Below are 11,236 nucleotides of genomic sequence, written 5' to 3'. Positions count from 1 at the left end.
CAGTCAATGTCACTTTTTAAATCTGTTAATACCATAGATGAAACTCTGAATACTGACCAGATAAGAAATAATTAATTAAAAGTAATAAGAAACAAGCAATATTTAATAGCGCCATGTTATATCCCCGAACGTAGTGAACAGCTCGTTGGTATAGGTAGATAGCGTATACAAATAAAACGAATAACGAACTAATAACTTTCGCATCCATTAGCGGGATAAATCCAAATTGAGTATTGGCCCAAACGAAACCAAGAATGAGACCAATTAAAAAGAATGGAAAAGCAAAAATAGTCATTCGATATGCCAATCGATCGAGTTTCGATAACGAACCAAAGCGCACAAGTCGTTTACCCCAAAGCTTCCGTTTAAGCATTTGATGTTGAATCACATACATAATCGAAAAAGCAAATGATAAAGTAAACGCAGCATATGACAATAATATAATGGTGATATGAATAATTAGTAATTCTGAAACTAAGAGGGTATACAGTGATTCAGGAATACCACTATCCCTCACAAATAGACTAAACGCCATCATACTAAAGCCTACAACATTCGTAAAAAACACGAGAAAATCAACCCTGAAAAACCAGTTGATTAAAAGAGATAGCGTAACCACTACCCATGCATAAAAAAAGAGCCCTTCAAACGGGGTAATTAACGGCAATCGATTTAACTCAAATGCTCGGTACACGAAATACACCGTTTGTAAGACCCATACTATAGAAAGCAACCAGAAAGCCAATCGATTGACTTTCCGGTTTTGCTGTAAGAAATCAATAAAATAGCCAAATACACTTAAACTATAAAGGACAATCGTTAATGGATAAATCCAATTCATCCGCTAATCTCACTCCTTTCCTTAGGAGCGAACGACTGCATCTTGCTTATTAGAGAGTGCACTGTATTCTTTCTTTTGTGCTTCCCATTGTTGCTCTGCCTCGCGAACACGCACCTCACGCTCTTGTGTTTCAAGTTCTTCTTCTAATGCGAAGATCTTTGTAAACAATTCAAGCGCTTCATCTGAACTAGATTCTCCAGCCAGTTCTTTTACTCGAGTTACTGGATCACGTAAAAGTTGGTTGACGATACTCTTTGTATGCTTGCGAAGAACTTTCTTCTCACGTTCTGAGAGGTTTGGCAATTTACGTTCAATACTCTCCATCGTTTCGGCTTGCACTGCTAAAGCTTTTGATCGAAGAGCGGTAATAATCGGCACCACACCTAAAGTGTTTAGCCAAGATTTAAACTCATCGATTTCAAGCTCAATCATCAACTCGATTTTTTCAGCTTCCCGCTTACGCTCTGCTAAATTAGCTTCAACAATATTTTGTAGGTCATCAATATCATACAGATATACATCATCTAACTCAGCAAGCGCCGGGTCCAAATCACGTGGCACTGCAATATCAACCATAAATAAAGGACGTCCTTTACGCTTCTTTAAAGTCTTAGACATCATCTCTTTAGACACAACAAAATCACGGGCTCCCGTCGAACTGATTAAAACATCAGCATCTACTAAAGCGTCTTGGAGTTGTTCAAACGGTCTCGCTTGTCCGAGGAAACGAGCTGCAAGTTCTGCTGCACGAGCTTCCGTACGGTTAATGACGGTAATCTTCTTAGCACCATTAGCATGCAAATGCTTGGCAGTTAATTCACTCATCTTGCCTGCACCTAAAATTAATACATGCTTACCGTCAAAGTCACCAAATATATTCTTACCTAATTCAACTGCAGCATAACTAACAGATACAGCATGCTGGCCAATTTCAGTACCTGAATGAGCACGCTTAGCTAGTGTAACTGCTTGTTTGAATAAATGATTAAAAATCGTACCTGTTGCTTGTTCTTGCTGAGCTAAGAGAAAACTATCTCGAACTTGGCCAAGAATTTGTGTTTCTCCTAAGATCATAGAATCAAGTCCACATGCTACTCTAAACAAATGTTCAATCGCATGATGGTCTTCACGTATATCCAAATAAGGTGAAACTTCTTCTTTAGATAATTGGAACCATTCTGCCAGGAAGGATTTCGTGAAATGGCGCCCTGTATGAAGCTGATCAGCAACCACATAGATTTCCGTTCGATTGCATGTAGATATAATCGTACATTCTAGAATACTTTTCATGTTGCGAAGCTGATTAAGCGCTATTGGCATCTCAGCTTCTTGAAAGGCGAACTTTTCTCGCATTTCAACCGGGGCTGTTTTATAGTTTAATCCGACAACAATAATATGCATTCTTTAACTCACCCCCACCGTTCACTTCATCTATCATTTCATTTCCGTAACTTCTACTAATAAATTATGCCCAATAAATCGTTCTAATTAGGGACTAGTTTAACCCTTACCCTTTACTAAACCCATTATAACATGTCTGTCTAATCACTCAAAAAAAATTTGTGAACAGATCATGAAGCCTATGCTATTATGTTGGTATTGTATGATGACTTTGGTACGCTAGAGAATTCTTTCCTTTTAGCTTAACCATTCCATCTAAATATATGACCAACTCTTTCATGATTGGGGGTAAGTACATGAAGCAACAACGTATTTTTCTTGGCGTCTTATTGAGCGGTCTTGGTGCTTTTTTTCTCACCAACCAATATTCCTTACCGTACCAAGAACAAGTAGCAAGCTGGCCTTCTATCTTACTCATTATTGGTCTTGCGTTTTTACTGCAATCAATTTTAGGAAAAGATACAAGCTCGCTTTTTCCTGGCCTTATATTAATAGGTCTTGGTATTCATTTTCACGGTCTTTCTCTCATTCCATCATGGCCAGAACATTGGGGAATGTATACCCTCATTGTCGGAATTTCTTTCTTACTTGTCTATGTTCGCACTAAGAAGGAAGGATTAATCCCCGGTCTCCTTCTCACCATTTTTTCAATCGTTGCTTTTCTTTCAATCGACCCAGTAGAATGGTTGCAACCAACTCATAAGATTGTACTTGATTTATGGCCCATTGTACTTATCTGCATAGGTCTGTTTTTCATTTTAAAGCGAAAATAATAATAAAGCAAAAGGTCTGCACCTTTTTTGGTACAGACCTTTTTGTTAATCTTTTTTTGTAGCGTAATACAGAATCGTTTTCCACGCTTGTTCTTTTCCATGACCAGTTTCTGAGGAAAAGAGTAATAGTGGATCCTCTTCATGTTTTTCTAATTCTTGTGAAATCACTTTTAAATGTTTTTGCCATTTCCCTTTTGGGATCTTGTCACACTTTGTCGCAACCAGTATGACGGGCATATCAAAATGTTTTAACCACTTATACATTAATTTATCATCTTGTGATGGTTTATGGCGGACATCAATCAGTTGGACGATGGCACGTAATTGTTCACGTGTTTGAATAAATGTCTCAATCATTTCTCCCCAAGAATCTCGTTCCTTTTTTGACACCTTTGCAAAACCATACCCCGGCACATCGACAAAGTGAAGTTGTTCATTAATAGCGTAAAAATTCAATGTTTGGGTTTTCCCCGGACGCTGTGACGTCCGTGCCAAACTTTTACGATTAATCATCTTATTGATAAAAGATGACTTCCCCACATTTGAACGACCTGCTAGTGCAATTTCCGGTAAAGGTGTGTTTGGATATTGTTCAGGCTTTACTGCGACTGTAAATAATTCTGCTTTTGTTACCTTCATTTCTTCTCTCCCAACGCATGCTTTAAGACTTCATCTAAGTGCCCAACTAGAATGTAGTTAAGATCTTGGCGAACACTTTCGGGTACATCTTCCAAATCTTTTTCATTGTCTTTTGGAATGATGATCGTCTTAAGACCAGCTCGATGTGCACTCATTGACTTCTCTTTAAGTCCGCCAATCGGCAGTACACGTCCTCTTAATGTAATTTCCCCAGTCATTCCTACTTCTTTCTTTACTACACGACCAGTCAAAGCAGAAATGAGGGCTGTTGCCATAGTAATCCCAGCTGATGGACCATCTTTAGGTGTAGCACCTTCTGGAACATGGATATGGATATCATTTTTCTCATGAAAATCCGCATCAATGTTAAGCTCTTTTGACCTTGCACGAATATAACTAAAAGCAGCTTGCGCCGACTCTTTCATCACATCGCCTAATTTACCTGTTAACGTTAATTTACCTTTACCAGGCGAAAGCGATACTTCAATAGATAATGTATCACCACCGGCAGATGTGTAAGCAAGACCAGTAGCCGCTCCCACTTGATCTTCCACTTCTGCTATACCGTAGCGAAAACGTGGTTTACCTAGCATTTCCTCAGCTGTCTTTTGAGTAAGTATAACACGCTTTTTAGTACCCGTTACGATCATTTTAGCAGCTTTTCTGCATAATGTGGCAAGTTGTCTCTCTAAATTACGAACCCCTGCTTCTCTTGTATAATAACGAATGACCTTTTGAATAGCCTCATCTTTTACTTGTATCATCGATTTTGATAGACCATGATCTTTCATTTGCTTAGGCAGGAGATAATTTTTAGCAATTTGCATTTTCTCCACTTCCGTGTACCCTGCAATATGAATCATTTCCATACGATCTCTAAGAGGACCAGGAATGGTGGCAATGTTATTAGCTGTTGTCACAAACATAACCTTTGAAAGGTCATATGGCTCCTCAATATAATGATCACTAAAAGTATGATTCTGTTCAGGATCTAACACTTCTAATAAGGCAGAAGAAGGATCACCACGGAAATCATTTGCCATCTTATCAATTTCATCTAGTAAAAAGACAGGATTAATTGACCCAGCTTTTTTCATTCCTTGGATCATCCGGCCCGGCATTGCGCCGACGTATGTACGACGGTGACCACGTATCTCCGCTTCATCTCTCACTCCGCCTAACGATATGCGAACAAAATTACGATTAAGTGAGCGAGCAATGGAACGTGCCAACGATGTTTTCCCGACACCAGGAGGGCCAGATAAACATAAAATCGGACCTTTTAGCTCATTTGTTAATTGTTGAACGGCTAAATATTCAAGTACGCGTTCTTTTACTTTTTCTAAGCCATAATGATCCTCGTTTAAAATATCTTCTGCACGATTCACATCGAGTTGATCCTCAGTTTCATTCGTCCATGGTAATTGCACAAGCCACTCAATGTAATTTCTCAGAACGGAGCTTTCAGCTGAATTTGCGGGCATTTTCTCATAGCGATCAAGCTCTTTTAGAGCTTTCTCTTCTACAGACTTTGGCATAGTAGCTTCTTCAATTTTTTCTTTTAAAGAAGCTACTTCTCCTGTACGTCCTTCACGGTCGCCCAATTCTTTTTGAATCGCCTTCATTTGTTCCCGTAAATAATATTCTTTTTGCGTTTTTTCCATTGATTTTTTTACGCGCTGACCAATCTTTTTCTCAAGGCCTAACACTTCTTGTTCGTTGTTTAAAATCTCTATTAAATGAAGCAGTCTTTCAACCACATTATTCATCTCAAGAAGCTCTTGCTTTTCAGCCAACTTAAGGGGAAGATTAGATGCTAATACATCTGCAAAGCGGCTAGGTTCTGATATGTCTGAAACCGTTGCTAACGTTTCTGCTGATACTTTTTTACTCACCTTCGTATATTGCTCAAACATCTCCAGCAAGTTTCTCATAATTGCTTGAGTTTCAGCAGTACGATCTGTTTGTTCATTAGATAACTCTGTCATTTCTACTTCAAGAAAATCAGCATTATCTAGATATTCTTCAATCCTTGCACGGTGCAGTCCTTCAACGTGAATACGTACTGTACCATTTGGAAGTTTTAACAATTGTTTAATTTTAGCGAGCGTTCCAACTGAATAAATTTCATCATTCGTTGGTTCATCAATTGAAATTTCCTTTTGTGTAGATAAAAGGATTTCCTCATCTTCATTCATTGCAAATTCTAATGCCTGTACTGACTTAGCACGCCCAACATCTAAATGAAGTACCATCGATGGGAAGACGAGCAGGCCGCGTAAAGGCAGAAGCGGAATAGTTCGTTTTGTTTTTTCTGCGACCATCCGCATACACCTCCAAATTTCCTAGTTCCGAATTAATACCCTTTATCAAGAAAACCTTAACATCCATTCGCAATAACTAGTTCGAATGAATTGGGTTCATTTGGCTCAATTGCTAAAAGATTCGAATTTGATCTCCATTAATTTTATCTTATCCCCCATTCTTTGTCTAATGTAAGTAGCCAGAGAAATCAAGAGCTGACCTTGAAATTCCCGTTAAACAGGTGTTGGGGAAGTATTAAGTCCGGTACTAGCAGGGATGACCTCTTCAGTAGCTTCTTCGCACTCTATTGCTAACTTCAGTACTTCATCTAGATGTGAAACAGCAATAATTTCAATCCCGTCTACTTCCTTTAGTATCGCTTGCTCATTTTCTTTCGGAATAATGACTTGCGTGGCACCGGCTAATTTAGCAGCTTCTACCTTAGCAACGACTCCACCAATCGGCTTTACCGACCCGTGAATGCCTAACTCACCCGTCATGGCAATTGTATTTTTGACTTTTTGTCCTTGAATGGCAGAAAAAATACCTGTTGCTATAGCAATTCCAGCTGAAGGTCCATCCACAGGACCACCGCCTGGAAAATTCACATGTACATCGTAATCTTGAGTTGGAATGCCCATTCGACGAAGGACGGTTACAACATTTTCAACAGATCCTTTGGCCATACTTTTTCGTCTTATGGAGCGCATTTGATTACCGGTACTTTCTTCCTCGGCAATACCTGTAATATTAACAGATCCTTTGCCACGATTTTCGATTACATTAACTTCTATTTCAAGAAGAGCACCCATATTTGGACCAAATACTGCTAATCCATTAACCAGCCCTACTGCTGGCTCTTCATGTATTTTACGTTCTGGACGAGGAGTTAATTGGCTTGCATGTAATACCCATTCTACATCTCTAAGCGTTACTTCTTCTCTTCCTTCTGACGTAGCTACACCTGCTGCAATTTGAACAATATTTACTGCTTCACGGCCATTTGTAGCATATTTTGCGATACTTTCTATCGCTTGTTCCTCTGCTTTAAATGCAAGCTTATCAACGGCCTTATTAGCTATTGATACAATTTCTTGTGGCTTTAACGCACGGAAATACACTTCTAGGCATCTTGACCTGATCGCTGGAGGTAATTCTTGTGGCGTACGTGTCGTTGCACCGATTAAACGAAAATCTGCCGGAAGCCCTTTTTGAAAAATTTCATGAATATGCTTAGGAATTTGTTGATTTTCTTCACTATAATAAGCACTTTCAAGAAATACCTTTCGATCTTCTAACACTTTCAATAATTTATTTAATTGGATCGAATGAAGTTCTCCGATTTCATCAATAAATAGAACACCACCATGTGCTTTTGTCACAGCTCCATGTTTAGGTTGAGGGATGCCTGCTTGACCCATTGCGCCTGCACCTTGATAAATAGGATCATGTACTGAACCAATTAATGGATCAGCAATTCCTCTTTCATCAAATCTAGCTGTCGTTCCATCCAATTCTACAAATACCGCTTCGTGTCGAAATGGAGATTGACTATTTTTCTTTGCTTCTTCTAAGACGAGACGTGCTGCCGCCGTTTTCCCGACACCTGGAGGTCCATATACAATAACATGCTGAGGATTTGGTCCACATAAAGCTGCTCTCAGTGACCGAATCCCTTCTTCTTGTCCGACGATATCATCGAAACTAATAGGGCGAACCTTTTCTGATAATGGTTCACTTAATTGTATGGCACGCATCTTCCTTAATTGTTCCATCTCTTTTTTAGAGTCTCTATCAATTGTCACTCGTTGGTTTCGTTGAGATTTTAACAAATTCCAAAAGTACACCCCTATAATCACGCCAAAGAATAACTGAATCACTAATGCAATCGCTGTCCAATTCATCCTGTTACCTCCTGATGTAGTCATTAACTGTTTTTCTTAGTATGACCGACAACTATCTCACTAACCAAAGAAAATGCGAGTTCTAAAAATTCCTCTTTACTTTTTTCTAGATGAAGACAAAAAAACACACCCCGCTTTAGAGGTGTGCTTTAAAAGCTCATTATGCACTTTCTTTCGGCTCTTCTTTAGACAACGAAATTTCAGTGCCGTCTTCTGTTTTTAAGATCGGTAACTCTTGATCTGTAATACACTTAGCGTGAATCACACAAGTTACAACATCTTTGCGTGAAGGAAGATCAAACATTACATCAAGCATAATTCCCTCAATGATCGAACGTAGCCCACGAGCGCCCGTTTTACGCTCAATGGCCTTTTTAGCAATCTCAACAAGTGCATCATCTGTAAATTCTAGTTCCACATCATCAAGTTCTAATAACTTCTGATATTGCTTCACAAGAGCATTTTTTGGCTTTGTTAAGATCTCAACAAGTGCATCAGTATCAAGTGGTTCTAAACTTGAGATAACCGGTAGACGACCAATAAATTCTGGAATTAAACCGAAGCGTAATAAGTCTTCTGGTAACACTTTACTTAAGTATTCGCCCGGCTTTAATTCTTCTTGTTTTACTTCTGATCCAAAGCCAATTACTTTCTTACCTAAGCGACGTTTGATAATTTGCTCGATGCCATCAAATGCACCGCCACAAATGAATAGGACGTTTGTCGTGTCAATTTGAATAAATTCTTGATGAGGGTGCTTACGTCCACCTTGTGGAGGCACACTCGCTGTTGTTCCTTCAAGAATTTTAAGAAGTGCTTGTTGAACACCTTCACCAGAAACATCCCGCGTAATCGATGGATTTTCTGATTTACGTGCTACTTTATCAATCTCATCAATATAGATGATTCCTTTTTCTGCTTTCTCCACATCATAATCAGCAGCTTGAATTAACTTAAGTAAGATGTTTTCAACATCTTCCCCAACGTAACCAGCTTCTGTTAGCGATGTTGCATCCGCAATAGCAAAAGGTACATTAAGAATACGTGCTAATGTTTGAGCTAAAAGTGTTTTACCACTACCAGTTGGTCCAATCATCGCAATGTTACTTTTAGCAAGCTCAACTTCTTCAGAGCGATTCATTGAGTTGATACGTTTATAGTGATTATAAACAGCAACCGAAAGCGACTTTTTAGCTTGGTCTTGACCAATAACGTAGTCATCAAGAATTTGACGGATTTCTTGAGGCTTAGGTACTTCTTGGAATTCTACTTCCTCTTCGCCACCAAGCTCTTCTTCAACGATTTCCGTACAAAGTTCTATACACTCATCACATATATACACACCAGGTCCAGCAACTAACTTACGGACTTGATCTTGTGTTTTTCCACAGAAAGAACATTTAAGCTGCCCTTTGTCTTCATTAAATTTAAACATCAAATCACCCCTCACAAATATTTTACCACCAAGAGCCAACTTTTGCCTAATTAGACTCTCTTGGAGAGTTGTACACGACGTAGACGTAATTAAAGAATGATTGTTATGCGTGACAATAGCTTTGTCAGGCCATTGTATCACATAACAGTCAAAAACTCGTAAAGAAAAGCCTCTTACTTATGTACTGAAATTAAACTACTTCAACTTGTGATCGACACGACCTCTAACTAACCTTTTAAAGTTATGTACGAGACAACAAGTCCTTTCTTTATTAAGTTTATGTGTGGATTTAGTATACATTCAAGATTACTCTTAAAAAATCCTTTTTCTTAAACAATCTTAAGTAAAAAGAATGAAAACTTTTTACTATTCTTTACGAGTGCTACATACATCTTGTTCATATGAGAATGGAAACATACATGATTAACGCAGTTTTCTAAGATGTCTTTTAAATGAGTTAAAAGACAAGGCACAAAAGTGCGCCTTGTCTTATTAACTATCCTTCGTAATGAGATCTTAAACCTATTTACGCTTTCTTGCTGTTTTCAACAAGTAGTTCAACAGCTTTTTGGATTTTAAGGTCACCTTTAATGCCCTCTGTTCCACCTTGAGCTGCGAAAATTGTTTTTAACTCTTCAACAGAGCGTTGGTACATTTCAGCCATTTTTTCTAACTCAGCATCAACATCTGCATCTGTTGCTTCGATGTTTTCTGCATTAGCAATAGCTTCTAATGTTAGGTTGATACGAACACGTTTTTCTGCATCAGTCTTGAACTGCTCACGCATAGCAGCTTCATCTTGACCAGCAAATTGGTAGTACATTTCAAGGTTCATACCTTGCATTTGTAAACGTTGCTCGAATTCTTGAAGCATGCGGTCTGTTTCAGTTGTTACCATAGCATCTGGCACGTCAACCGTTGCATTTTCAGCCGCTTTTTCAACAAGAGTATCACGAATTTCAGTATCAGCCGCTTGCTCTTTATCTTTTTGAAGCTTTTCTTTAATCTCTTTTTTCAACTCATCAAGTGTCTCAACATTTTCATTTGCATCCTTAGCAAACTCATCATCAAGTGTTGGTAATTCTTTACGCTTAATGTCATGTAGCTTCACTTTGAATGTAGCAGCTTTACCAGCTAAATCTTCAGAATGGTACTCTTCTGGGAAGTTAACTTCTACATCTTTCTCTTCTCCTGCTTTAAGACCAACTAATTGCTCTTCAAAACCAGGGATGAATTGGTTAGATCCAATTTCAAGTGAATAGTTTTCAGCTTGTCCGCCATCAAACGCAACACCATCAACGAAACCTTCGAAGTCCATTACTGCTGTATCACCATTTTCAAGTGCACCATCTTCAACTACAACAAGCTCAGCGTGACGGTTTTGAAGTTGAGTAAGTTCAGCATCAACATCTTCATCTGTAACAGTTGTATCTTGCTCTGCTACTTCAAGTCCTTTGTACTCACCAAGCGTAACTTCTGGCTTTACAATAACTTTTGCAGTGAAAACAAGGTTGCTACCTTTTTCCATTGTTTCAATGTCGATCTCTGGACGATCAACAGGCTCGATTTTTGTTTCGTCAATTGCAGCCGCATAAGCTTCAGGTAATAGGATATCTAGAGCATCTTGGTAAAGAGCTTCAACACCATATTGTTTTTCAAATAAAGAACGAGGTACTTTTCCTTTACGGAAACCTGGTACATTTACTTTCTTAACAACTTTTTTGAATGCAGCATCAAGTGCAGCATCAACTTTCTCCGCTTCAACATCAATTGTTAAAACGCCTTCGTTTCCTTCTAACTTTTCCCATTTTGCAGTCATAATTCTTTCCCTCCAACTATACACATGTTCGCAAAGCGAACGATTTTTATACTGTTCATGATTGACAACCATTCTATTATAACACATCACTATATGTTTTCAAATGAATCTTACTTAAAG

General features: G+C 38.6%; 8 protein-coding genes. 1 reads left to right on the top strand and 7 read right to left on the bottom strand.

Annotated features, from left to right (window positions below; genetic code table 11):
• Positions 1-25: 25 nt before the first annotated feature.
• Positions 26-841, bottom strand: coding sequence for a cytochrome C assembly family protein (locus RYX56_RS10880; protein ID WP_317122079.1), 816 nt, complete (start codon positions 839-841; stop codon positions 26-28).
• A gap of 21 nt (positions 842-862) precedes the next feature.
• The gene (gene hemA, locus RYX56_RS10875) at positions 863-2,242 is read right to left on the bottom strand and encodes a glutamyl-tRNA reductase (RefSeq protein ID WP_317122078.1); all 1,380 of its coding nucleotides are present in this window, start codon (positions 2,240-2,242) and stop codon (positions 863-865) included.
• A gap of 296 nt (positions 2,243-2,538) precedes the next feature.
• Here hemA and RYX56_RS10870 point away from each other — a divergent pair, with 296 nt between their 5' ends.
• Complete coding sequence (locus RYX56_RS10870; protein WP_317122077.1) at positions 2,539-3,015, top strand: LiaI-LiaF-like domain-containing protein; 477 nt, start codon at positions 2,539-2,541, stop codon at positions 3,013-3,015.
• A 45-nt stretch (positions 3,016-3,060) separates the two neighbouring features.
• Here RYX56_RS10870 and yihA read toward each other — a convergent pair whose 3' ends face one another.
• The 5 genes from yihA to tig all read right to left on the bottom strand — a co-directional run bounded on the left by yihA (position 3,061) and on the right by tig (position 11,116).
• Positions 3,061-3,654 carry a ribosome biogenesis GTP-binding protein YihA/YsxC gene (yihA, locus tag RYX56_RS10865; RefSeq protein WP_317122076.1) on the bottom strand — a complete coding sequence of 198 codons (594 nt, stop codon included), beginning with the start codon at positions 3,652-3,654 and terminating at the stop codon, positions 3,061-3,063.
• Complete coding sequence (lon, locus tag RYX56_RS10860; RefSeq protein ID WP_317122075.1) at positions 3,651-5,978, bottom strand: endopeptidase La; 2,328 nt, start codon at positions 5,976-5,978, stop codon at positions 3,651-3,653. Before lon ends, yihA begins: the two co-directional genes overlap by 4 nt.
• 213 nt (positions 5,979-6,191) lie before the next feature.
• Positions 6,192-7,862, bottom strand: a complete 1,671-nt coding sequence (gene lonB, locus RYX56_RS10855) for an ATP-dependent protease LonB (RefSeq protein ID WP_317122074.1) — start codon at positions 7,860-7,862, stop codon at positions 6,192-6,194.
• Between the two features lie 160 nt (positions 7,863-8,022).
• Complete coding sequence (gene clpX / locus RYX56_RS10850) at positions 8,023-9,297, bottom strand: ATP-dependent protease ATP-binding subunit ClpX (RefSeq protein ID WP_317122073.1); 1,275 nt, start codon at positions 9,295-9,297, stop codon at positions 8,023-8,025.
• A gap of 526 nt (positions 9,298-9,823) precedes the next feature.
• Positions 9,824-11,116, bottom strand: coding sequence for a trigger factor (gene tig / locus RYX56_RS10845; protein ID WP_317122072.1), 1,293 nt, complete (start codon positions 11,114-11,116; stop codon positions 9,824-9,826).
• Positions 11,117-11,236: the final 120 nt, after the last annotated feature.

The sequence above is a fragment of the Alkalihalophilus lindianensis genome, assembly GCF_032843265.1.
GTDB lineage: Bacteria > Bacillota > Bacilli > Bacillales > Bacillaceae_D > Alkalihalophilus > Alkalihalophilus lindianensis.
This window is presented reverse-complemented; position numbering and strand designations above follow the sequence as displayed.

What these genes read in the sequence shown, in the direction of transcription:
- lonB (WP_317122074.1), bottom strand. Translation starts at nt 7,862, where the DNA reads ATGAATTGGACAGCGATTGCATTAGTGATTCAGTTATTCTTTGGCGTG.
- clpX (WP_317122073.1), bottom strand. Translation starts at nt 9,297, where the DNA reads ATGTTTAAATTTAATGAAGACAAAGGGCAGCTTAAATGTTCTTTCTGT.
- lon (WP_317122075.1), bottom strand. Translation starts at nt 5,978, where the DNA reads ATGGTCGCAGAAAAAACAAAACGAACTATTCCGCTTCTGCCTTTACGC.
- RYX56_RS10870 (WP_317122077.1), top strand. Translation starts at nt 2,539, where the DNA reads ATGAAGCAACAACGTATTTTTCTTGGCGTCTTATTGAGCGGTCTTGGT.
- yihA (WP_317122076.1), bottom strand. Translation starts at nt 3,654, where the DNA reads ATGAAGGTAACAAAAGCAGAATTATTTACAGTCGCAGTAAAGCCTGAA.
- tig (WP_317122072.1), bottom strand. Translation starts at nt 11,116, where the DNA reads ATGACTGCAAAATGGGAAAAGTTAGAAGGAAACGAAGGCGTTTTAACA.
- RYX56_RS10880 (WP_317122079.1), bottom strand. Translation starts at nt 841, where the DNA reads ATGAATTGGATTTATCCATTAACGATTGTCCTTTATAGTTTAAGTGTA.
- hemA (WP_317122078.1), bottom strand. Translation starts at nt 2,242, where the DNA reads ATGCATATTATTGTTGTCGGATTAAACTATAAAACAGCCCCGGTTGAA.